The 22,709-nt window shown below is 71.3% G+C and carries 20 protein-coding genes and 2 pseudogenes; 16 read left to right on the forward strand and 6 right to left on the reverse strand.

What is annotated here, in order from left to right:
• Positions 1 to 368: 368 nt before the first annotated feature.
• The gene (locus AB5J49_RS44440; RefSeq protein WP_369174545.1) at positions 369 to 662 is read right to left on the reverse strand and encodes a hypothetical protein; all 294 of its coding nucleotides are present in this window, start codon (positions 660 to 662) and stop codon (positions 369 to 371) included.
• Between the two features lie 737 nt (positions 663 to 1,399).
• Here AB5J49_RS44440 and AB5J49_RS44445 point away from each other — a divergent pair.
• The 4 genes and pseudogenes from AB5J49_RS44445 to AB5J49_RS44460 all read left to right on the forward strand — a co-directional run.
• Positions 1,400 to 1,531 (forward strand): annotated as a pseudogene (locus AB5J49_RS44445) (glyoxalase superfamily protein); the annotation flags it as partial.
• Positions 1,532 to 1,656: 125 nt separating this feature from the next.
• On the forward strand, positions 1,657 to 1,941 hold the full coding sequence (locus tag AB5J49_RS44450) for a glyoxalase superfamily protein (RefSeq protein ID WP_369175458.1): 285 nt from the start codon (positions 1,657 to 1,659) through the stop codon (positions 1,939 to 1,941).
• Between the two features lie 281 nt (positions 1,942 to 2,222).
• Positions 2,223 to 2,537, forward strand: coding sequence for a hypothetical protein (locus AB5J49_RS44455; protein ID WP_369174546.1), 315 nt, complete (start codon positions 2,223 to 2,225; stop codon positions 2,535 to 2,537).
• Between the two features lie 281 nt (positions 2,538 to 2,818).
• A complete protein-coding gene (locus tag AB5J49_RS44460; protein ID WP_369175459.1) occupies positions 2,819 to 3,277 on the forward strand; it encodes an SRPBCC domain-containing protein in 459 nt (152 codons plus the stop codon).
• Between the two features lie 172 nt (positions 3,278 to 3,449).
• Here AB5J49_RS44460 and AB5J49_RS44465 read toward each other — a convergent pair whose 3' ends face one another.
• On the reverse strand, positions 3,450 to 3,782 hold the full coding sequence (locus AB5J49_RS44465; protein ID WP_369174547.1) for an RICIN domain-containing protein: 333 nt from the start codon (positions 3,780 to 3,782) through the stop codon (positions 3,450 to 3,452).
• Between AB5J49_RS44465 and AB5J49_RS44470 the strand changes: the two genes are divergently transcribed.
• On the forward strand, positions 3,781 to 3,912 hold the full coding sequence (locus tag AB5J49_RS44470) for a hypothetical protein (RefSeq protein ID WP_369174548.1): 132 nt from the start codon (positions 3,781 to 3,783) through the stop codon (positions 3,910 to 3,912). The genes AB5J49_RS44465 and AB5J49_RS44470 overlap by 2 nt on opposite strands.
• Before the next feature lie 118 nt (positions 3,913 to 4,030).
• Here the strand turns inward: AB5J49_RS44470 and AB5J49_RS44475 are convergent, their stop codons facing one another.
• A complete protein-coding gene (locus AB5J49_RS44475) occupies positions 4,031 to 4,696 on the reverse strand; it encodes a GntR family transcriptional regulator (RefSeq protein WP_369174549.1) in 666 nt (221 codons plus the stop codon).
• A gap of 96 nt (positions 4,697 to 4,792) precedes the next feature.
• Between AB5J49_RS44475 and glyA the strand changes: the two genes are divergently transcribed.
• From glyA to AB5J49_RS44530, 11 genes and pseudogenes are all read left to right on the forward strand, one after another.
• On the forward strand, positions 4,793 to 6,127 hold the full coding sequence (glyA, locus tag AB5J49_RS44480) for a serine hydroxymethyltransferase (protein ID WP_369174550.1): 1,335 nt from the start codon (positions 4,793 to 4,795) through the stop codon (positions 6,125 to 6,127).
• On the forward strand, positions 6,124 to 7,344 hold the full coding sequence (locus tag AB5J49_RS44485) for a sarcosine oxidase subunit beta family protein (protein ID WP_369174551.1): 1,221 nt from the start codon (positions 6,124 to 6,126) through the stop codon (positions 7,342 to 7,344). Before glyA ends, AB5J49_RS44485 begins: the two co-directional genes overlap by 4 nt.
• 10 nt (positions 7,345 to 7,354) lie before the next feature.
• Entirely contained in the window at positions 7,355 to 7,651 is a 297-nt protein-coding gene (locus tag AB5J49_RS44490) for a sarcosine oxidase subunit delta (protein ID WP_369174552.1), read from the forward strand.
• Positions 7,648 to 10,506, forward strand: coding sequence for a sarcosine oxidase subunit alpha family protein (locus AB5J49_RS44495; RefSeq protein WP_369174553.1), 2,859 nt, complete (start codon positions 7,648 to 7,650; stop codon positions 10,504 to 10,506). The genes AB5J49_RS44490 and AB5J49_RS44495 overlap by 4 nt, the downstream gene beginning before the upstream one ends.
• A complete protein-coding gene (locus AB5J49_RS44500; RefSeq protein WP_369174554.1) occupies positions 10,499 to 11,134 on the forward strand; it encodes a sarcosine oxidase subunit gamma in 636 nt (211 codons plus the stop codon). The genes AB5J49_RS44495 and AB5J49_RS44500 overlap by 8 nt, the downstream gene beginning before the upstream one ends.
• A gap of 55 nt (positions 11,135 to 11,189) precedes the next feature.
• Positions 11,190 to 11,411: pseudogene (locus tag AB5J49_RS44505) on the forward strand (formyltransferase family protein); the annotation flags it as partial.
• 117 nt (positions 11,412 to 11,528) lie between these two features.
• Positions 11,529 to 12,419 carry a DUF6766 family protein gene (locus AB5J49_RS44510; protein ID WP_369174555.1) on the forward strand — a complete coding sequence of 297 codons (891 nt, stop codon included), beginning with the start codon at positions 11,529 to 11,531 and terminating at the stop codon, positions 12,417 to 12,419.
• Positions 12,420 to 12,598: 179 nt separating this feature from the next.
• Positions 12,599 to 13,540: a metal ABC transporter solute-binding protein, Zn/Mn family gene (locus AB5J49_RS44515; protein ID WP_369174556.1), complete on the forward strand. Its 942-nt coding sequence runs from the start codon at positions 12,599 to 12,601 to the stop codon at positions 13,538 to 13,540.
• Between the two features lie 23 nt (positions 13,541 to 13,563).
• Entirely contained in the window at positions 13,564 to 14,394 is an 831-nt protein-coding gene (locus tag AB5J49_RS44520) for a metal ABC transporter ATP-binding protein (protein ID WP_369174557.1), read from the forward strand.
• On the forward strand, positions 14,391 to 15,266 hold the full coding sequence (locus tag AB5J49_RS44525) for a metal ABC transporter permease (protein WP_369174558.1): 876 nt from the start codon (positions 14,391 to 14,393) through the stop codon (positions 15,264 to 15,266). Before AB5J49_RS44520 ends, AB5J49_RS44525 begins: the two co-directional genes overlap by 4 nt.
• 42 nt (positions 15,267 to 15,308) lie before the next feature.
• A complete protein-coding gene (locus AB5J49_RS44530; protein ID WP_369174559.1) occupies positions 15,309 to 17,309 on the forward strand; it encodes a heavy metal translocating P-type ATPase in 2,001 nt (666 codons plus the stop codon).
• An 81-nt stretch (positions 17,310 to 17,390) separates the two neighbouring features.
• Here the strand turns inward: AB5J49_RS44530 and AB5J49_RS44535 are convergent, their stop codons facing one another.
• The 3 genes from AB5J49_RS44535 to AB5J49_RS44545 form a co-directional block, all read right to left on the reverse strand.
• The gene (locus tag AB5J49_RS44535; RefSeq protein WP_369174560.1) at positions 17,391 to 18,458 is read right to left on the reverse strand and encodes a LacI family DNA-binding transcriptional regulator; all 1,068 of its coding nucleotides are present in this window, start codon (positions 18,456 to 18,458) and stop codon (positions 17,391 to 17,393) included.
• A gap of 98 nt (positions 18,459 to 18,556) precedes the next feature.
• Positions 18,557 to 20,929, reverse strand: a complete 2,373-nt coding sequence (locus tag AB5J49_RS44540; protein ID WP_369174561.1) for a beta-galactosidase — start codon at positions 20,927 to 20,929, stop codon at positions 18,557 to 18,559.
• A complete protein-coding gene (locus AB5J49_RS44545; RefSeq protein ID WP_369174562.1) occupies positions 20,926 to 22,692 on the reverse strand; it encodes a beta-galactosidase in 1,767 nt (588 codons plus the stop codon). Before AB5J49_RS44545 ends, AB5J49_RS44540 begins: the two co-directional genes overlap by 4 nt.
• Positions 22,693 to 22,709: the final 17 nt, after the last annotated feature.

A 22,709-nucleotide genomic window follows, 5' to 3' on the forward strand; every position in this document is an offset into this window, starting at 1 on the left:
CTCGCAGCTCGGGACACTCGGCGCCGTCCGGGCGGGACAGCACAGCCTCCGCCCGGGGAAGAGGAAGCCGGCAGGGTCGCCACGACCGTCTGGCAGATCCGGAACGTGTCGGGCGGATACAAGCCCAGCGGCCCCCCGGCCACCCCGGCCCCCCGCCCCCCGGCCCAGCCGGCCCCCCGGCCCCCAGTTCCTGTGCCGCAGCCCCCAGCCGCGGTAGGGGCTGAGCTGGCTGGCGTGCACGGCCAGTCGGCGGCCGCACCCTGGGACTTTCACACCCGGCAGGGACGCCGCACGGCCATCGTCTGGCTGGCCGCCCGGCTCTGTCCCGAACGGCCAACCTGACACAACGGCACTTTTCGAATCTCGCCCTAGAAGGCCTTGTTGTCGCAGCCCATGGTCGAGCCCAGGTGCTTGGACTGCCCGCCCGCGTTGCCTTCGCCGTTGAGCGCGTTGCCCAGCAGGCCGTTGAGAATGCCGACCTGGCCGAGAATGTCGAGGTTGAGGTCGTGCGACTTGCAGCTGCTGCTCTGCAGGACGCTGTACTGGCCGCCGCCCTTGCCGCCGTGGCCGTCGTCGCCCTGGGCAGTGGCAGTGCCGGCGCTCAGGAATCCGACGCTGCCGAGGGCGACGACCATGACGGCCGCCTTGCGAAGCTTGTGCATGTTTCATCTCCGGTGGAGTGAGGTGGGTGGTGCGATCCGCAAGAGATCGACTTCGTACAGTTACGGGAGATTAGCGGCAAATAGTCCAATATCTGCTAATGGCGCGCTAGGACACGCGCTCTCGGATCGGAAGCGCGTGGCGCGTATCTCTTTGATGGGTTTGTCGGTTGCGCGGATGCGGCTGCCCGGCAGTGATCACCAATGCGATGGGGGGCGGATCGGGTCGCTGGTGCCGGCCGATCTGGTCCGAGGGCGGCGGCGGGCGGACCGCGTCGGTCGACTCCACCGTCGTTCGGGCCCGTCAGTACGCTGCCGGAGCACTAAAAGGGGCCGCGGGTCGGAAACGAACCGGCTGACCGCGGCCTCGGACGCTCTCGCGGCGGACTGAGCGCCAAGGTTCGCCAGGGTGCCCAGGCGCAGGACACCGCCACAGGCTGGACCTCAAGGTGAAAGTGGCGGGACCGCCGACACCGTCTTCCCGTTCGGACCGACGCCAGCCTGCACGTCCAACGCCAGGTCCGGGCCCCGCAGAAGGAGGGCCGCGAGGCGTAGCCGCTTGTGGTAGCGGGGCGGCCAGACCGACCGGTAGCATCACCAGCGGCCTGGTGCAGCCGGCCGCTCGCGCCCTTCGGGGTTGGGTGAATGCGCCGTGGGTCGCCTCGCATCGGCTCACCTGAACGCGGCACCGGCCGACAACGCGAGCATCGGCGGGACGGGCCGCGTGGGAAGCCGACGCAATGACGTCCACCGACACCGACCATGCCAAGAGGCTTGCCAAACTCCTGCGTGAGGACCTGGCCGCCGCGGGCGCGGAGATCCCGTACAGCCTCGCGCTCGAACTGATCGCCCATCGGTTCGGTGCCAAGGACTGGAATGTCCTGGCCGCGATCGCCGGCCGCTCGTCCGCACCGGCCATCAGCCCGGGTGTGCCGGTGCTGCGCGTCATGTCCGTCGCTCAGGTGCTGCCGTTTACCTCGACTACCTGGGATTCACCCTGGACTGGGAGCACCGATTCGAAGCCGGGCTGCCGCTGTACGTTCAAGTCTCGCGCTCGGCAGCCGTCCTGCACCTGTCCGAGCACCACGGCGACGGCAGCCCGCAGGGCGTGGTCTGGTTCCCCGTACGTGACCTATCCGCGCTGCACAAGGAGCTGCTGACCCGTCCAAACGCGCCGATGCGACCCGGAATCGACCTGGCCGCGCCCGGCGGGCCGACGATGCAAGTCATCGACCCGAACGGCAACATCCTGCGATTCGCGCAGTCGCCATCGGCACAGTAGGCGGGCTCCCGGCGCGCCGTACCGGCACGCTCCCTCGCACGGAACAAGACGAGTCACCCAAACGACGTCAGCCGGCCGCGCCCGGCGAGGGCGCGCCGGCGTTGCCGGTTCTCGGTTCTGGTTCAACTTGTGTGGCCGGTGGCATTGCGCCACCGGCGCCTCAAGGGAGGGCGTCGTTGCCCAGCCGGAGCGGACGGTCGCGACCGGGATCGCCGGTCGCGGAGCACCTCCGGGCGACTTAGCCTGAGATCAAGGGTCCTCGAATGGAAAGGAACCTTGAGATGCATTTCGTCCTGATCGCGACCCACGATCCGGAAGTCTGTCCGACCGCGAACGCGACGACGCGCGACCTGCTGCTGAAGACCGCTCCTGACATGCCGAACCTCGCCCAGAAGACAGGCGTCGACATCGTGGCCGGTCCCTTCGTCAACCGTGAGCACACGATCGTCGCGGTCGTGCAGTCCGACAAGGTCGAGAATGTCGACCGTTTCCTGATGGAGGCTCGCCTCCCGCACTGGAACCGCGTTCGTGTGCTGCCGTCGCTGACCATGGAAGAGGGGCTCGCCGAGGTCCAGGCGCAGACGCCGATCTTCTGACCACCCGGTCAGGTACGGGGCGCGTTGTGTCGGTGCGGGCGCCAAGCTGCGCCGACACACGCTGCTGCTGTTGCGGTCAGCCGCGACACCACCCGGATTGCCCCGGCCGGACGTATGCGCGCCGGCCAGACATCCGCCGGCGAGCCGGCGGATGTCTGGCTCTGCCATGCGACCCGTTGACTGGTCGCATGGCACAACGCTCTCAGCAGCACTGCTCCGTGTCCTGGAGGCCTTCAGATCCCTGACGCCTTCGGTCGAAGGAGGGGTGAAGGAGGTTCGTGATGATGTGCGACGGTGGGCTGAGGCTGCATCTGCAGCGCGTCCTTCGCGCACCGCGCTCACTCGTATTCCGAGCCTTGACCGAACCAGAAGAGCTGGCCAAGTGGTGGGGCCCTGACGGGTTCGCCACCCCGAGTGCGGAGAGCGACCTTCGGCCAGGAGGCAGTTATCGGATCGCGATGCAGCCTCCGGAAGGCGACCTGTTCTACCTGGTGGGCGAGTTCCTTGAGGTCGAACCACCTGAACGCCTGTCTTACACCTTCCGGTGGGAGGATCCCGATCCCGAGGATCGGGAGACGATGGTGACGCTGTCTCTCCGCGACATCGGCGGTACGGCGACCGAGCTGGTTTTCACTCAGGGTGACTTCGCCACTGAGCGGCGCCGGGCTCTTCACGAGGAAGGCTGGACGCAGGGTCTGGGCAAGCTGGAGGAGCTGGTGTCGCCGGCTGCGTCGACCTGAGATCCCGCCGCGGCGGGAGAGGTCCTGCTCGTGTACGGGTGAGCAGGTCGGCCGAGGTGGTTGGCGAACGTGCTGCCGGCCCGTTCGAGGAGATCGTCGAAGAGGCTCAGGGAATGCCTGTGCCTCTGGCCGCCGACATCGGCCAGGGGCGCAGGTGTCCCAGGAGGGTGGGCTAGCGAGCCGTCAGCTTCCAGAGACGGTCCGCCGTGCCGTTGTCCGACCACTGCAGGACCTGCGCGCCCGACGACGTGCTCATCTGGTCCACGCCGAGTAGCCGCCCGCTGTTGCAGTTGGCGAGCTTGTAGTAGCAGTCGCGGCCCGGGATGGCCTGCCAGAGGTGGTCGGCGGTGCCGTTGTCACCCCAGATCAGGGCCTTGCCGCCGTCGGCCGTGCCCATGTCCTGGATGCCGAGCAGCAGCCCGCTCTTCTGGTTGACGATCTTGCAGAGGCCGGAGCCCGCCGCCATCACGGCACGGCTGCGCGTGTTCGTGACGGTTCTGGACATGGACTACAGCCAGGCGTTCGACACCATCACCAACGAGGACACCGCCGTCTACGACGCCCTGCGCGACGCCGACGGCAACGAGGCGGCCCGGCTGTGGCGGTCAAGATCGAACGCTGCGTCCGTTACATGATCGCCCAGCTCCCCGAGGGCGACATCGCCCCGCATCTGTGGACGACCCTGGCGGGCAGGCCGCACCTGGGCAGGGAGGATCTACGGGGCGCCGTGCATCGAGGCCTCTCGGCGCGGGGTCAGATGGCCGCGCGAATGGCCCGCTCGAAGCCCTCGACGTGAGCGCGGGCCAGCTGGGCCGCCCGGTCGGGGTCACCGGCGACGATCGCCTCGATCAGCGGTCCGTGCTCCTCGACGTGACCGGCCATGTCGGACAGCCGGTCGATGAACAGGCACCAGATGCGGGTGGCCAGGTTGTCGTGGCGGACGAGGGTGTCCTCCAGGTACGGGTTGTGCGCGGCCGCGTAGACGGCGCGGTGGACCTGGAGGTCGAGGTGCATCAGCTCGGCGGCGTCGTGCCGGCCGGAATCCGCCCTCTCCAGCTCCCGCAGTAGGGCCGTGAGGGCCGCCCGGTCCGTGGCCGTGGCGCGCCGTGCGGCCTGGGCGGCGGCGAGGGGCTCCAGCTCCTGGCGCACTTCGGAGATGTGGGCCAGGTCGGTGATGTTGACCTCGGTGGCGAAGGTGCCGCGTCGGGGGTAGGTCGTGATCAGGCGCTCGTACTGGAGCCGCTTGAGCGCCTCGCGCACCGGCGTCCGTCCGACGCCGAGGGACTGCGCCAGCTGTTCCTCGTTGATCGGCGCGCCGGGGCGGATCTCGAGCATGACGAGCCGGTCGCGGACGGCGCGGTAGGCGCGCTCGGCGAGGGACAGTTCCTCGCCCCTGGGCTCGGTCGCCACTTGCTGCATGAAAAGCCCCCTTGACCTGACCGGCGAGCTCCCATACCGTACCGCACAGCCTGATATATCAGTAGCGTATTAGTCGGCCCCCAGGATGGTGCACAGATGGCAGCCAACCCGTCGACCAGCACACTCGCCTCCCCTCTCGGCCAGCCGCTCAGTGAACTCGACCCGGACGTCGCCGCCGCTGTGGACGCCGAACTGCACCGCCAGCAGTCGACCCTCGAGATGATCGCCTCGGAGAACTTCGCCCCGGCCGCCGTCATGGAGGCCCAGGGCTCGGTGCTCACCAACAAGTACGCCGAGGGCTATCCGGGCCGCCGTTACTACGGCGGCTGCGAACACGTCGACGTCATCGAGCGGTTGGCCATCTCCCGCGTCAAGGAGCTGTTCGGCGCCGAGGCCGCGAACGTACAGCCGCACTCCGGGGCCCAGGCCAACGCGGCCGCCATGTTCGCGCTGCTCGAGCCGGGCGACACGATCCTCGGCCTCGACCTGGCGCACGGCGGTCACCTGACCCACGGCATGCGCATCAACTACTCCGGCAAGCTCTACGACGTCGTGCCGTACCACGTGCGCGAGTCCGACATGCGCGTCGACATGGACGAGGTCGAGCAGCTCGCCCTCGCCCACCGGCCCAAGATGATCGTCGCCGGCTGGTCGGCCTACTCCCGCCGGCTGGACTTCGCCGCGTTCCGGCGGATCGCCGACGCGGTGGGCGCGTACCTGATGGTGGACATGGCGCACTTCGCCGGGCTGGTGGCCGCGGGCCTCCACCCGAGCCCCGTGCCGTACGCCGATGTCGTCACGACCACCACGCACAAGACCCTCGGCGGCCCGCGCGGCGGGGTGATCCTCAGCCGCGCAGACCTGGCCAAGAAGATCAACTCCGCGGTCTTCCCCGGCCAGCAGGGCGGCCCGCTCGAGCACGTCATCGCGGCGAAGGCGGTGGCCTTCAAGGTGGCGGCGGGGGAGGAGTTCAAGGAGCGTCAGCGGCGCACCCTGGACGGCGCCCGCATCCTCGCCGGACGGTTGCTGGCCGACGACGTGGCCGAGGCCGGGATCACGGTCCTGACCGGCGGCACCGAGGTCCACCTGGTCCTCGTGGACCTGCGCAACTCCGCCCTGGACGGCCGACAGGCCGAGGACCGGCTGCACCGCATCGGCATCACCGTCAACCGCAACGCCGTGCCGTTCGACCCCCGCCCGCCGATGGTGTCGTCGGGCCTGCGGATCGGCACCCCGGCCCTGGCCACCCGGGGCTTCGGCGAGGCCGAGTTCCGTGAGGTCGCCGACATCATCGCCCAGGCCTTGAAGGAGGAGCAGCTCGGCGACGAGCGCGCGGGCGTGCTGCGCGACCGCGTCGAGAAGCTCGCCGCCGCGTTCCCTCTCTACCCCCACCTGCCCCGCCTGCCCCACCTGAACGGAGACGCGGCATGACCACCGAGCCGCTGCCGGAGCATCCGGACTTCCTCTGGCGCAACCCCGAGCCGCGCTCCTCGTACGACGTCGTCATCGTCGGCGCGGGCGGCCATGGTCTGGCCACCGCCTACTACCTCGCCAAGAACCACGGCATCACCAACGTCGCCGTCCTGGAGAAGGGCTGGCTGGCCGGCGGCAACATGGCCCGCAACACCACGATCATCCGCTCCAACTACCTCTGGGACGAGAGCGCGGCGATCTACGAGCACGCGCTCAAGCTGTGGGAAGGGCTCCCGGAGGAGCTGGACTACGACTTCCTGTTCAGCCAGCGAGGAGTCCTCAACCTCGCGCACACCCTCCAGGACGTCCGCGAGGGCGTGCGCCGCGTCAACGCCAACCGCCTCAACGGAGTCGACGCCGAGTGGCTCGAACCCGAGGAGATCGCCAAGGTCTGCCCCATCCTCAACGTCTCGTCCCGCACCCGCTATCCGGTCCTCGGCGGCACCTTCCAGCCGCGGGCCGGCATCGCCAAGCACGACCACGTCGCCTGGGCGCTGGCCCGCCGCGCCGACGAGATGGGCGTGGACCTGATCCAGGGCTGCGAGGTCACCGGCTTCCTCAAGGACGGCGACCGGGTCGTGGGTGTCGAGACCAACCGCGGCCGCATCCACGCCGGCCGGGTCGGCCTCGCGGCGGCCGGGCACAGCAGCGTGCTGGCCGAGCGGGCGGGCGTACGGCTGCCGGTGCAGTCGCATCCGCTGCAGGCACTGGTCTCCGAACTGCACGAGCCGGTGCACCCCACGGTGGTCATGTCGAACCACGTGCACGTCTATGTGTCTCAGGCACACAAGGGCGAGCTGGTGATGGGCGCGGGCGTCGACTCGTACAACGGATACGGGCAGCGCGGCTCCTTCCACGTCATCGAGCAGCAGATGGCCGCCGCCGTCGAGCTGTTCCCGATCTTCGCGCGGGCGCATGTGCTGCGGACCTGGGGCGGCATCGTCGACGTCACGCCGGACGCCTCCCCGATCATCAGCGCCACCCCTGTCGAGAACCTCTACGTCAACTGCGGCTGGGGCACCGGCGGGTTCAAGGCCACCCCGGCCGCGGGCTGGACCTTCGCGCACACCCTCGCCACCGGCGAGGCCCATCCCTTGAACGCTCCCTTCGCCCTCGACCGTTTCAGGACGGGCGCGTTGATCGACGAACACGGCGCCGCAGCCGTGGCCCACTGAGGAGGACACCGTGCTGCTGATCACCTGTCCATGGTGCGGTCCTCGGGACGAGACCGAGTACCACTACGGCGGACAGGCCCATGTGGCCTACCCCGAGAACCCCTCGGAACTCACCGACGCGCAGTGGGCCGAGTTCGTCTTCTACCGCGACAACCCCAAGGGCCCCTTCGCCGAGCGGTGGATGCACAGCATCGGCTGCCGCCGCTGGTTCAACGCCCTGCGCGACACCGCCACCCACGAGGTGCTCGCCTCCTATCGGCTCGACGAGCCCCGCCCCGAACTGCCCCAGGCCGGAGGGAACCGATGACCCACCAGCACTTCCGGCTCCCGCGGGGCGGCCGTATCGACCGCACCGCCGTGCTGCGGTTCACCGTCGACGGACGGGAGCTGACCGGGCACCCCGGAGACACCGTCGCCTCGGCGATGCTGGCGAACGGCCTCGTCGAGGTCGCCCCGTCGCTCTACCGCGACCGCCCGCGCGGCATCGTCGGCGCAGGCGTCGAGGAGCCCAACGCCCTTGTGCAGATCGATGGTCCGTGCTCGGAGGGCATGCTCCCGGCGACGACGGTCGAGCTCTACGACGGCCTGTCCGCCGGCACGCTTTCCGGGATGGGCCGGCTCGACCCGACCCCCGACCCGGCCGTCTACGACAAGAAGTACGCGCACACCGACGTCCTGGTCGTCGGCGCCGGACCCGCCGGACTCGCGGCCGCCGCCGCTGCCGCCGGCTCCGGGGCACGCGTGATCCTCCTCGACGACCAGCCCGAGCCCGGCGGTTCGCTGCTCTCCGAAGCGCGGACCGACCTCAAGTGGGTCGCCGACGTGAGCGCCGCACTCGACGCCGCTCCCGAGGTCGTCGTACTGCGGCGGACCTCGGCCTTCGGGTCGTACGACGACAACTACGTACTGGCTCTCCAGCGGCGAACCGACCACCTCGGGGCCGACGCTCCCGAAAGTGTCTCGCGGCAACGGCTGTGGCACATACGGGCCCGCCAAGTGGTCCTGGCGACCGGCGCCCACGAGCGCCCGCTGGTCTTCGCCGGCAACGACCGGCCCGGGGTGATGCTGGCCGCGGCCGTGCGCACCTACCTCAACCGGTATGCCGTGGCCCCGGGTTCGCGGGCCGTGGTGAGCACGACCAACGACAGCGCCTACGACACGGTCGCCGACCTCCACGCCGCCGGCATCGACCTCGCCGCCGTCGTGGACGCGCGCCCCGAGCTGTCCGACCGGGCGTCCGAGGTCGCCGTCGCGACAGGGGTGCGGGTGCTGACGGGCAGCGCGGTGGTCGACACGGGGGGCGAAGGCCGAATCACCGGCGTCACCGTCAAGGCCCTCGACGTGGACGGCCGACTCACCGGTGAGCCGCAGTCGTTCGACTGTGACCTGCTCGCCGTCTCGGGCGGCTGGAGCCCGGTGGTCCACCTGCACAGCCAGCGCCAGGGCCGGCTGCGCTGGGACGAGGAACTGGTCGCGTTCGTCCCCGACGGGACCGTACGGGACCAGCAGGTCGTCGGGGCGGCCCGGGGGACGTACGACCTCGACGGCTGCCGGGCCGAAGGAGCGCGCGCCGGTGCACGCGCCGCGACGGACGCCGGGTTCCCGGTGGCCGTACCGTCCGCTGTCGCGCGGCTCGCCGCCGGCCCGACGCGCGCCCTGTGGCTGGTCCCCGCCCCCGAGGGCGAACCCGGCGACTGGGACACCCACTTCGTCGACCTCCAGCGCGACGTCACCGTCGCCGACGTCTGGCGCTCCACCGGCGCCGGCATGCGCGGCGTCGAGCACGTGAAGCGGTACACCTCGCTCGGCACCGCCAACGACCAGGGCAAGACGTCCGGCGTCAACGCGATCGGTGTGATCGCCGAGGCCCTCGGCGGTTCACTGGGAGAGATCGGCACCACGGCCTACCGCGCGCCGTACACCCCGGTGGCCTTCGCCGCCCTGGCCGGTCGTGAGCGCGGCGAGCTGTTCGACCCGGAGCGCACGACCTCCATCCACAGCTGGCACGTGGCGCACGGCGCTCAGTTCGAGGACGTCGGGCAGTGGAAGCGCCCCTGGTACTTCCCCCAGCCCGGTGAGGACATGGACACGGCCGTGGCCCGTGAGTGCCGCGCGGCCCGTGAGGGAGTGGCGTTCATGGACGCCTCCACCCTCGGCAAGATCGAGATCTGGGGCGCGGACGCGGGCGAGTTCCTCAACCGCATCTACACCAACGCCTTCAAGAAGCTCAAGCCCGGCATGGCCCGCTACGGCGTCATGTGCAAGCCCGACGGCATGATCTTCGACGACGGAGTGACACTCCGCCTCGACGACAACCGCTACTTCATGACCACCACGACCGGCGGCGCCGCCGGGGTCCTGGACTGGCTGGAGGAGTGGCTGCAGACCGAGTGGCCCGAACTCGACGTGCACTGCACCTCGGTGACCGAGCAGTGGGCGACGATCGCCGTCGTCGGCCCGCAGTCGCGCGAGGTCGTCGCCCATCTGGCTCCCGACGTCGACCTGTCCGCCGAGGCGTTCCCCTTCATGGCCTTCCGCGAGACGACCCTGGCCTCCGGCATCCCGGCCCGTATCTGCCGGATCTCCTTCTCCGGCGAACTCGCCTACGAGATCAACGTCTCCGCGTGGTACGGCCTGGCGGTCTGGGAGGAGGTGGACGCGATCGGCCGACCGTACGGCATCACCCCGTACGGCACCGAGACCATGCACGTCCTGCGCGCCGAGAAGGGCTACATCATCGTCGGCCAGGACACCGACGGCACCGTCACCCCGCAGGACGCGGGCATGTCCTGGGTGGTCTCCAAGCAGAAGGACTTCATCGGCAAGCGGTCCTACGCCCGCGCCGACACCGCCCGCACCGACCGCAAACAACTGGTCGGCCTGCTGCCGAGCGACCGCACGACCCGGCTGCCCGAGGGCACCCAACTCGTCGCGCCGGGCGTGCCGATCACCCCCGAGGCCGGGCCGGTGCCGATGCTCGGCCACGTCACCTCCAGCTACCACAGCCCGGCCCTCGGCCGTCCCTTCGCCCTCGCCCTCGTCGCCGACGGGCAGGCGAGGAAGGGGCAGACCCTGCTCGCCCCGGTGGGCGAGGACCTGGTGCCCGTCGAGGTGACCGACTTCGTCCTGTACGACCCGGAAGGGACCAAGCGAGATGGCTGAGACGACGTTCGAGACCGGCGCAGGCGCCGGCCCGGTGGCCCTGCGCACCAGCCCCCTGGCCCATCTGGCGGAGCGCATGCGCGCCGCTGCCGTCACCGGCGCCCGCGGCGTCGCGCTGACCGAGTGGCCGTTCCTCACGATGGTGAACCTGCGCGTCGACCCCGCCTCCGAAGCGGCCGACCGCATCGAGAAGGTCCTGGGGGCACTGCTCCCGCGCCAGTGCGGCCACACCACCACATCCGGCCCCCGCACGGTCCTCTGGCTGGGCCCCGACGAGTGGCTCGTGCTGGCCCAAGCCGACCAGTACACCGTGGCCGCCGAGTTGCGGGAGGCACTGGGATCGGACCCGGGCTCGGTGGTGGACCTCTCCGCCAACCGCACCACGCTGGAGCTGAGTGGCCCGGCCGCCCGGCAGGTGCTGGAGAAGGGCTGCCCGCTGGACCTGCATCCCCGGTCCTTCGCACCCGGCCAGGCGGTGTCGACCACGGTGGGCCCCGTCGCCGTACTGCTCTGGCAGGTCGACGACGCGCCGACGTACCGGCTGTTCCCGCGGTCCTCGTTCGCCGACTACCTGGCGCGGTGGCTCATCGACGCGATGAGCGAGTACCGCGGCCCGGAGGTGCCCTGACGGCGCTGAGCGAATGAAGGGCACGTACACGGAGGCCGCACGCAGCGGCCTCGCCGTCGACCTGGCCGTGCCGGCGCGCTACATGCAGGTGCTCTCCGACGACATGTGCGCACGCCTGTCCGGCCGGATGATCAACATCCACCACTCGTTCCTGCCGAGCTTCACCCTGGCCGCCATCGGCCGTGACGCGGAGTCGGCAGCCCTGGCCCGAGCGGTGCGCCGGCACTGCGAAGGCCGGGTGTTCGTCCAGGGCAGGCGCACGGTGATCCTCCGCTGACGGCCCGTCCCATCGGCACCGTCGGCGAGGAGGTGTTCGGCCCGCTCCTGCCCCGGTACGAACAGCAGCTGCGCGGCCTGCAGGCCCCCGTCAGCTGGGCCCAGTACCTCACCGGCGGTGGCGTCGATGGTCGTCCTGTCGATCTACCTGCGCCGGCGCGGCTCCCCGGAGTCCAAGCCCGTCGGTGCCGCGCACACCGCGACCGGCGTGGAGGGGTGGCGAGCCGGAGCGCGGTTCGCTCCCATGCGGCACAGTGGCAGTATGTGCGGCCGTTATGCCTCCTCCCGCAGCCCCGAGGACCTCGCCCAGCTGTTCCAGGTGGCCGAGTGGCATCCGGAGGAAACCCTCGCGCCGAGCTGGAACGTGGCCCCGACCGACGAGGTGTGGGCCGTCCTGGAGCGCGCGCCACGCGGCGCTGCCGAGGACGAACCGGCCCGGCGTCGGCTGCGGCCCCTGCGCTGGGGCCTGGTGCCCTCGTGGGCGAAGGACGCGAAGATCGGCGCGCGGTTGATCAACGCACGGGTGGAGACCGTGCACGAGAAGCCCGCCTTCCGCCGTGCGTTCGCCCAACGCCGCTGCCTGCTGCCGGCCGACGGCTTCTACGAGTGGGACGAGGTCAAGGACAGGAAGTCGGGCAAGGTCCGCAAGCAGCCCTACTTCATCCACCCGGAGGACGGGCAGGTGATGGCGTTGGCGGGCCTGTACGAGTACTGGCGAAATCCGGAGATCAGGGATGCCGACGACCCTGCCGCCTGGCTGCTGACCTGCACCATCATCACCACCGAGGCCACCGACGCCGCAGGCCGCATCCACCCCCGCATGCCCCTCGCGCTCACCCCCGACCACTACGACGCCTGGCTCGACCCGCGCCGGCAGGCCACCCACGACCTGCGCACCCTGCTCACCCCGCCGGCAGGCGGCCACCTGGACGCCCGCCCCGTCTCTCCGGCCGTGAACAGCGTCCGCAACAACGGCCCCCAGCTCCTGGACGAGGTCCCCACCCCCTGACCGGAGCAGATGACCAAAGCAGGCGACCGGTGCAGGCGGCCCGAGTAGGTGAGTTCTCGGTAAGGGTTGCCCCCGCAGACGCCCGAGAGACGCTCTTGACATCCATTTTCATCTAGCGTGGGGCCGAAGCCGGGACGGATGGAACTCGGCGGACCATTCGCCTTGCCTCGGAGGTACCCATGCCCGCGTCCACGTCCCGACGTCTCGCCCCGCTGATAACCGGCACCTGCCTGATCCTCCTCGCGGGCTGCGGCAGTTCGCCGGACTCCGCAAGCGACAGCGGCGCCGCGCAGCGCCCCGCCGCGGCGTCCGCCGTCCCGGTGGTGGCCTCGACGGACGTCTACGGGGACATGGCCGAGCGGATAGGCGGCGGGAAGGTGGAGGTCACCTCGATCATCAGCGACCCCGACCAGGACCCGCACTCCTACGAGGCCAACACGCAGAACCAGTTGGCGCTGTCCAAGGCGAAGGTCGTCATCGAGAACGGCGGTGGTTATGACGACTTCATCGACCGCATGATGAAAACGAGCGGCGACTCGTCCGCCGAGGTGATCAACGCGGTCAAGGTCTCCGGCAAGAGCGCCCCGGCGGGCGGGGAGCTCAACGAGCACGTCTGGTACGACTTCCCCACCGTCGCCAAGCTCGCCGACCGCATCGCCGCCGCTCTGGCCAACGTCGACCCGGACGACGCCGCGACCTTCACCGAGAAGGCCGAGGACTTCAAGGAGAAGCTGAAGCCCTTGGAGCAGAAGGAAGCCGAGATCAAGGCCGGCCACGGCGGCGAGGCGGTGGCCATCACCGAGCCCGTGCCGCTGTACATGATCGAGGCGAGCGGGCTGAAGAACGCGACGCCCGCGGCGTTCAGCGAAGCCGTCGAAGAAGGAGACGACGTCTCCCCGCGGACCCTGCGGGACACGTTGGCACTGTTCACCGGCAAGAAGGTCAAGGCGCTGGTCTACAACGAGCAGACCTCTGGCCCGCAGACCGAGCAGGCCGAGCGGGCGGCCGAGGCGGCCGGGATTCCGGTCGTCCCCGTGACCGAGACCCTGCCCCAGGGCAAGGACTACCTCGGCTGGATGACCGCCAACGTCGACGCGCTCGCGAACGCGCTGGCCAAGTGACTGGCCAAGTGAGGCGCGCCGGCGTGTCCGGCCCTCGCACGGACGCCGCGGTGATCAGCCTGCGTGCAGCGGCCCTCTCCTACGGCGAGCGCGTGCTGTGGCGGGACCTCGATCTCGACGTACGGCCGGGCGAGTTCCTGGCCGTGCTCGGTCCCAACGGATCGGGCAAGACCAGCTTCGTGCGCGCCCTGCTGGGCGGGCGGCAGTTGTCCGCCGGCACGCTGACGGTGCTGGGCCTTCCGCCCCGGGGCGGCTGCAAGCACATCGGCTACGTCCCGCAGCAGGGAACACTGTCCGCACACGCCCTGCTGCGCGCCCGGGACCTGGTCCGCTTCGGCATCGACGGGCACGGCTTCGGACCACGGCTGCGCACGGGCGCCGTACGCCGCCGCGTGGACGAGATCCTCGCCTCGGTCGGGGCCACCGCGTACGCGGACGTCCCCGTCGGCCTGCTCTCCGGCGGCGAACGCCAGCGCGTACGCATCGGGCAGGCGCTGGCCGCCGACCCGCGGATCCTGCTGTGCGACGAGCCGCTGCTCTCCCTCGACCTGCACCATCAGCGGGCCGTGACGCAGCTGGTGGACGCGCGGCGTCGCTCCCACGGCACGGCGGTGGTCTTCGTGACCCACGAGATCAACCCCGTGCTGGGACTGGTGGACCGCGTGCTGTACCTCGCCCGCGGCGGCTTCCGGGTCGGCACACCCGACGAGGTGCTGACCTCCGAGGCGCTGTCGCAGCTGTACGGCACGCCGGTCGACGTCATCCGCGTCCGGGACCGGATCACGGTAGTGGGCGTGCCCGACGAGCCGGCGCAGCCGCATCACCCCGAACCGCCGCACGGAGTACGGCCATGAACATCACCCACGGGATCTGGCAGCAGATCTTCGACTTCGACAACTACGGCGAACTGCTCGCCCTGGTGCGCAACTCCCTGATCGCCGGCGTCGCACTCGGCCTGGTCGGCGGTCTGGTGGGGGTCTTCGTGATCATGCGGGACCTGCCGTTCGCGGTGCACGGGATCAGCGAGCTGTCGTTCGCCGGTGCCTCGGCCGCGCTGCTGCTGGACGTGAACATCGTGGCCGGCTCGATCGTCGGTTCCCTGATCGCCGCCGGAGCCATCGGGCTGCTCGGTACGCGCGCCCGGGACCGCAACTCGGTGATCGGCATCATCATGCCGTTCGGCCTCGGACTCGGCGTGCTCTTCCTCGCCCTGTACAAAGGGCGCGCGGCGAACAAGTTCGGCCTGCTCACCGGGCAGATCGTCGCCGTCGACACTCCGCAGATGTCCTGGCTGCTCGGCACCTGTGCCGTGGTGCTCGTGGCGCTGGCGGTCATGTGGCGGCCGCTCGCCTTCGCCAGCGCCGACCCGGAGGTGGCCGAGGCGCGCGGCGTACCGGTACGGGGGCTGTCGTTCGCCTTCATGATCGTGCTGGGCCTCGCGGTCGCGCTGTCCGTGCAGATCGTCGGGGCGCTGCTGGTCCTCACCCTCGTCGTCACGCCCGCGGCCGCCGCGGCCCGGATCACGGCCTCGCCGGTGCTCCTGCCGGCGCTGAGCGTGGTGTTCGCGGTGGCCTCCATCGAGGGCGGGATCCTGCTGGCCCTGGGCAGCAGCGTTCCCATCAGCCCGTACGTCACCACGATCTCGTTCACGACCTACCTCGTGTGCAGGGTGGTGGGGAGGTACCGGGCACGGCGGTGGGGAGCCATGCGAGCCGCTCCAGCATGAAGACATGAATGAGTCTTCATCTGTTCCTGTATCGTGCCACGCATGACTTCCACGCTCACCTCGCCGTCGGCCGACCGAGCCGTGTCCGCGCGGTCCGGCGACGTGCCCCGGCGGCGTACGCGGCTGCTCGCGCTGCCGGAGGTCCGCTGGGCCGCCGCGGCCACCGCGCTGTTCCTGCTCGCGCTGCCCCTGCAGCTGACCGGAGCTCCTGCCTGGACCTGGGGCCCGCTGTACGCGCTGTCGTACGCCACGGGTGGCTGGGACCCGGGCTGGGAGGGGCTCAAGGCGCTGAAGGACAGGACCCTCGACGTCGATCTGCTGATGGTCGTCGCCGCGCTCGGCGCCGCCTCGATCGGGCAGGTGATGGACGGCGCCCTGCTGATCGTCATCTTCGCGACCTCGGGTGCCCTGGAGGCGCTCGCCACCGCCCGCACCGCCGACTCGGTACGCGGACTGCTCGACCTGGCCCCCGCCACCGCCACCCGGATCGGCCCCGACGGCACCGAACAGACCCTCCCCGTCGAGGAGTTGGCGGTCGGTGACACCGTCCTCGTACGGCCCGGCGAGCGCGTCGGAGCCGACGGCCGGGTGCTGGACGGCGCCAGTGAGGTGGACCAGGCGACCATCACCGGCGAACCGCTCCCCGCCGCGAAGGAGCCGGGCGACGAGGTGTTCGCCGGCACCCTCAACGGCACCGGCGCCCTGCGCGTCCGGGTCGAACGCGACGCCTCCGACTCCGTGATCGCCCGGATCGTACGGATGGTGCAAGAGGCGTCCGAGACCAAGGCGCCCACCCAGCTGTTCATTGAGAAGGTCGAACAGCGCTACTCGCTGGGCATGGTGGCCGCGACGCTCGCCGTGTTCGGTGTCCCGCTCGCCTTCGGTGAGGCGTTCTCCGAGGCGCTGCTGCGCGCCATGACCTTCATGATCGTGGCCTCGCCGTGCGCGGTGGTCCTGGCCACCATGCCGCCCCTGCTGTCGGCCATCGCCAACGCCGGCCGGCACGGTGTCCTGGTGAAGTCGGCGGTGGCAATGGAATGCCTCGGCCAGGTCGACGCCGTCGCGCTGGACAAGACCGGCACCCTCACCGAGGGCACGCCGCGCGTCACCGACGTACGGCCGCTGCCCGGATACGGCCTGGACGAGGGCGAGTTGCTGACGCTCGCCGCGCCCGCCGAGCACCCCAGCGAACACCCGCTGGGCCGGGCCGTCGTGGCCGCGGCACACGAGCGCCGCCTCGGGCTGCCCACCGCGCAGGGCTTCGCCTCCGCGCCCGGGGTCGGGGTGAGGGCCCGCGTCAACGGCCGTACGGTCGAGGTGGGCGCCCCGGCCCGCCTGCTCGACCACGCCGACGGTGACGCGAGCCCGGTCGCCGCGCTCGCCGGGGAACTCGAGCAGTCCGGCCGTACCGCAGTCCTCGTCGTCGTCGACGGCGCCCCCGCCGGAGTGCTCGGTATCGCGGACCGGCTGCGTCCCGACGCCGCCGCCACCGTCGCCTCCCTCACCGCGCTCACCGGCACCGCCCCGATCCTGCTCACCGGCGACAACCCCCGGGCCGCCGCCCGTCTGGCCGCCGAGGCGGGCATCGAGGACGTGCGTGCCGGGCTGCTTCCGCAGGACAAGACGGGCGCGGTCAAGGAGTTGGAGGGCACGGGCCGCAAGGTGATGGTCGTCGGGGACGGCGTCAACGACGCACCCGCCCTGGCCGCCGCCCACATCGGCGTCGCCATGGGCCGGGCGGGCTCCGACCTCGCCCTGGAGACCGCCGCCGCGGTGATCGTCCGCGACGAACTCGCCGCCGTCCCCACCACCGTCGCCCTCTCCCGCCGGGCCCGGAAACTCGTCGTGCAGAACCTCGTCATCGCCGGGGTGTTCATCGCCGGCCTCGTCACCTGGGACCTGGTCGGCACCCTTCCGCTGCCGCTCGGCGTCGCGGGCCACGAGGGCTCCACGGTCCTCGTCGGCCTGAACGGACTGCGCCTGCTGCGCGACGCGGCCTGGCAGCGGGCGGCGACCGACGGGACCGATCGAGAGGGAGGCTGACGGGCGGCGGCGCCATGGAGCCGACCCGCTGTCGGCGGGGCACGGAGCCGTCGGCGTTCGGGCGCTGTCGGGGGAGGGCCGTCAGTGCCCCGGCGCCGGGCCGCTGCTGCGACGGACCACGAGGTCGACCGGGACCAGCGAGTCGGCCCGGGGCGGCGCGGCGGCGCCGTCGAGCCGGTCCAGCAGCAGGCGCAGCGAACGCGTGCCGATCTCGGCGAAGTCCGTGCGCACGGTGGTCAGCGGGGGCAGGAAGTGCGCCGCCTCGGGGATGTCGTCGTAGCCCACGACACTGACGTCGTCCGGGACCGAGCGCCCGGCTTCGTGCAGGGCGTGCAGCAGGCCGAGAGCCATCTGGTCGTTGGACACGAACACGGCCGTGACCTCCGGGCGCCGGGCCAGCTGTCGGCCCAGCTCATAGCCGGAGTCAGCGCTCCAGTCGCCGATCAGCGGGGCCGGGACCTCGGCGCCGGCCGCCTCCAGACAGGCCTGCCAGCTGCCCGTGCGGTGGTCGGCGGAGGTCCAGCCGGTCGGGCCCGCGATGTGCCACACGGTGCGGTGGCCGAGCCCGAGCAGATGCTCGACGGCCTTGCGGGCGCCGGTCCGGGAGTCGCCGGTGACCTGCTGGGCATCGACGTCGAGGCCGTTCTCCAGCACGACCAGCGGGGTGTCCAGGCGAGTGTCCGCCAGCGCCTTGCCCACCCACAGCTGCGGGGCGATGGCGATCAGCCCGTCCGCGCCCTCGGCCGACAGCCGGTTCGCCGCCTCCACCACCGTGTCCGGCTCGGCCGTGTCCAGTGCGATCGAGCTCAGCAGGTAACCGGCCTCCTGGGCCGCGGTGTTGATCGCGGTGAGGATGGCGGCGGGACCGTAGCGGGCGGCGTCGAAGGAGATCACGCCGAGCATCCGGGTCTTGCCGCTGGCCAGCGATCTGGCGCTGCGGCTGGGTCGGTAGCCGAGCGTCCGCATGGCCGCCAGAACCGTCTCGCGGGTCTCGGGCCGCACCGACGGATGGTCGTTGAGGACGCGTGAGACGGTCTGCTTGGAGACACCGGCCAGCCGGGCCACGTCGTCCATCACAGGACGCGAGCCCGCGAAGTTCCGTCTGCTGCGCCCTCTCGGAGCGGAGCCGTCGGCGGAGCTGCGGGTCATGATGGCTGTTTCCTCGACGTCGGCACGGCGGTGGTGTCCCGCCCCGGCAGACCCCAGCATAGGCAGGCCGACGGGGCGGGATCCCGGATGGACGCCGCTCAGACCGGCGGTCGGACCGCCCAGGCACGGCTGCTGATCCACTCGGCCCGCGTCACGGCAGCCGCCCGCGCCGCGTCCCCCGCGTCCCGCGGCACGTGGACCCTGGCGTCGGCGTGCAGCGGCAGCACCCGCACTTGCAGCACCGCCCCCGCCGGGAGCCGTCCGATGTCCCAGACCCGCCCCGAGAAGAACTGGTCGGCGACCAGCACGTCCCCCACATACGCCCGCCCCACGTCCCCGCTCCAGTGCAGCCGCAGGACGGTGCCGTCCGGGAGATCCTCCGGTACGTCGATGCGGTACTCGGCGGCCACCGTGTCGAAGTACTTGTCGGCAGGCGCGCTCGCCCGTTCCAGTACGCCGGTCGAGGGCTCGGGTGCCGGACCGGCAGGCCGGACGAGGGCGACCGGCACCGCGGAAGCCTCACCCGCTACGCCGTCGCCCCCGACGGTGTAGCGGGCGAACACCCCGTCCGCCTCGCCGGGCACCGTCTCACCGTCCACCACCAGCGGATGCTCCGGCGCCGGCAGCACGGCGAACGACGGCCGTACGGCGGTGCTGTGCACCCGCATCTCGTCGTGGTCGAAGACGACCCCGCCCGCGCACAGCACCAGTCGCTCGGCGCCCCACGCCTCACCCCGGTAGACGGTACGAGCCGTCGCCGCGTCCAACACGAGCAGGCCGACCCGCCCGCCGTCCACCGCCTCCACCTCGACCAGCGCGTCGGTGCCGGGCCGCAGTCCGGTGATCAGGATCCGGCCGTCCACCTCGGCGAGGTCCCCGGACGGCGCGCTCACGGACTTCACCGTGCCCGCGTCCAGGGCGAGTTCGGGCGCGATGCCGTCGGTGGCGGCGAGCACGAGGACCGTACGTCCGCCGGGATCGACCGTGCACACCGGTTGCGCGGTCGCCCACTCCAGCCGCACACCCGCGACGTCGAGCCGCAGCGGCCAGCAGAAGTAGGCTCCCGCGGGCACCGTCACGGGCGAGGCCGGCAGCATCAACGTCTCCGCGCCGCCCGGGAATTCAACCGTGAAGGAGGTGTCCGGACGGTCGGGCAGGGGTTCGTGCGGCTGGTGGTTGTTGACGAACAGGAAGCCCGAGGTGCCGTCCGCGCGGACCGCCCAGCGCAGGGTGTCCCGGTCGTGCTGGCCCTCAGGCCGGCCCTGCGGCAGCACGGACTCCATCGGGGCGATGAGGTGGCCGAAGTCCGCCAACAGCAGGTGCTGGAGGCGCAGTTCGTCGTACGAGGGCCGGTACTGGCCGTACTCGCCGAGCGGTGCCTGGAAGTCGTACGTCAGGACGGGCAGGTCGTTGGGGTAGCTGGTGGCGTGGGACTCCTGGAGTGTGGAGTGCTCCCCGGCCGGATTCGTGCCGCCGTGGAACATGTAGTAGCCCTGCCACACCGAGCCGCAGCCGATCTTGGTGAGCCCGAGCGCCCCGATGTCGGCGGCGTCCAGCCGCGGCCGCCGGTGGTAGGCCACGGCCATCCCGCCGCCCAACTCGCAGGTGGCCCAGGGAAATCGGTCCGCGAAGGCGTCCGGGTCGCCGCCCCGGACGGTGGTCGGGCGCAGGTCGGCGCCGATGCCCTCGTCGTCGCGCTGGTGGGTGAAGAAGAAGTGCTTGCGGCAGGTGTCGGGCCAGCCGCCGTCCGCCTCGGTCCAGAAGGCCTCGGGGTAGCCGCCGTACAGGGGGAGCAGCTCGTCGCCCGGGAGCTGGACGCCGCCCCACGCGGTCGACGTCCACATCGGTGCGCTCAGGCCGGCCTCCTGGGCGAGGCGCTTCAACGTCCTCAGGTGACCGGGCTGGTCGTAGAGCTCGTTCTCGATCTGGATCGCGATGATCGGGCCGCCGTGGCCGCGGTCGAGGCCGCGCAGCTGCTCGGCGAGGGCCGCGAACCAGGCGCGCACCGGCTCCAGATACGCCGGGTCGTCGGTGCGGGGCGTGCAGTCGCGGGTCATCAGCCAGTCGGGCAGGCCGCCGTTGCGGACCTCCGCGTGGGACCAGGGGCCGACGCGGGGGACGAAGTCCAGGCCGTGGCGGGCGCACAGTTCGGCGAAGCGGCGCAGATCGCGGTTGCCGTCGAAGCGGACCTGGCCCTCGACCTCCTCGTGGTGGATCCAGATGAGGTAGCTCGCGACGGCGGTCACACCGCCCGCCTTCATCTTCAGCAGTTCCTCCTCCCACTGCCCGGCGGGACAGCGGGAGTAGTGGAACTCGCCGGAGACCGGGAACCAGGGGCGGCCCGCACGGGTGAGCCAGCGGCTGGTCACCTCGATCGGGTCGGCGACGCCGGGCGCGTCGGCGAACGGGAGGTGACCCGTCAGCGGGGGAGCGGCGGGTGGGGGGATGCGCAGGCGGTGCGGCTGGGTCACCAGGTGTTCTCCGGTCCGAGGTCGGCGGTGTCGGTGAGCTGGGCGCGGGTGGCGGTGGTGGCGTGCAGTTCCAGGACGACGAGGTCGTTGGTGCCCGGGCGCAGGACCGGCGCGGGGACGTACAGCGTGTGCTGCGGGCCGCGGTTCCAGTAGCGGCCGAGGTGGAAGCCGTTGATCCAGGCCTGTCCCTTGGTCCAGCCGGGCAGGGCGAGGAAGGTGTCGGCCGGGGTCTCGACCTCGAAGGTGCCGTGGTGGAAGGCGGGTTCGGCGGCCGTGGGCGTGGCGGGCGGCTCGAAGGGCACCGCGTCCAGGTCGTCCAGAGGCAGGGGGTGGCAGTCCCAGCCGTGCAGGGGCGTGCCGTTGAAGGCGACGGGGCCGAGGAGGCCCTTGGGGGCGCCGATGCGGGGGCCGTAGTTGACGCCGCCCATGTTCTCGACGAGGACCTCCAGCGTGGCGCCGGGGCGCGGGACGCGTACGGGGAGGGTCTCGTCGTGGCGTTCGCGTTCGAGGACGCCGACGGGGGCACCGTCGACGAAGACCTGGGCGCGGTCGCCGACACCGCCCGCGAAGTGCAGCAGACCGTCGCCTGCCACCTCGAAGGTCGTGCGGTAGAGGGCGTAACCGGTCTGCACGCCCAGGTCGTTCATCGTGACCGGGTCGTCGGTGCGGACCGGCTCGGCGAGGGTGGACGCGAGGGGGAGGAGCGGGGATCGGCGGTCCAACTCGACGGTGACGGGCGGGAGTTTGCGAGCCGGCGCGGGGGCGGGCTCGTCGGGAACATGTGCGTGGCGGGCGATGACCTCGCGGAAGGCGTGGTACTTGGGGCCGGGGTCGCCGCACTCGGTGAGGGCCGCGTCGTAGTCGTAGGACGTGACGGTGGGCTCGTAGGCGTGCTTGTGGTTGGCGCCGTTGGTGAAGCCGAAGTTGGTGCCGCCGTGGAACATGTAGATGTTGACCGAGGCGCCCGCGGACAGCAGGCGGTCCAGGTCGGCTGCGGCGTCGGCGGCGTTGCGCACATGGTGCGGTCCGCCCCAGTGGTCGAACCAGCCGATCCAGAACTCCGCGCACATCAAGGGGCCCTCGGGCTGGTGCCCGCGCAGCTCCGCCAGGTTCTGGTCGACCCGGCTGCCGAAGGTCGCGGTGGCCAGCACGCCGGGGAGGCTTCCGGCAGCCAGGTGCTCGGGGTCGGCCTGGTCGCAGGTGAAGAGCAACTCCTCGACGCCCCGGGAGCGGAAGGCCTGTTCGAGGTGTTTGAGGTAGGCGGAGTCGTCGCCGTAGGCCCCGTACTCGTTCTCTACCTGCACGGCGATCACCGGGCCGCCCGCCGCGGCCATGTGCGGCAGCAGCGGGGGCAGCAGGGCGTCGAGGTAGCGGTCGATCGCGCCGGTGAAGCGCGGGTCGCTGGTGCGCAGCCGGATGTCGTGGTCCGCGATCAGCCACGCGGGCAGACCGCCGTCGTCCCACTCGGCGCAGATGAACGGACCCGGGCGCAGCAGGACGTGCAGGCCCTCGTCGCGGGCGAGGCGCAGATAGCGGGGCAGGTCGAGAAAGCCGTCGAGGACGAGGGGGCCGTCCGGATCGGGCTGATGGAGGTTCCACGGCACGTACGTCTCCACCGAGTTGAGCCCCATCAGACGGGCCTTGCGCAGCCGGTCGGCCCACAGGTCGGGGTGGATCCGGAAGTAGTGCATCGCGCCGGAGATGATCCGCAACGGCTCGCCGTGCAGCAGAAAACCGTCGGGGGAGGTCGTGAGAGCGGACATACGGAAGCTTCCCTTCA

It is taken from the genome of Streptomyces sp. R28, assembly GCF_041052385.1.
GTDB lineage: Bacteria > Actinomycetota > Actinomycetes > Streptomycetales > Streptomycetaceae > Streptomyces.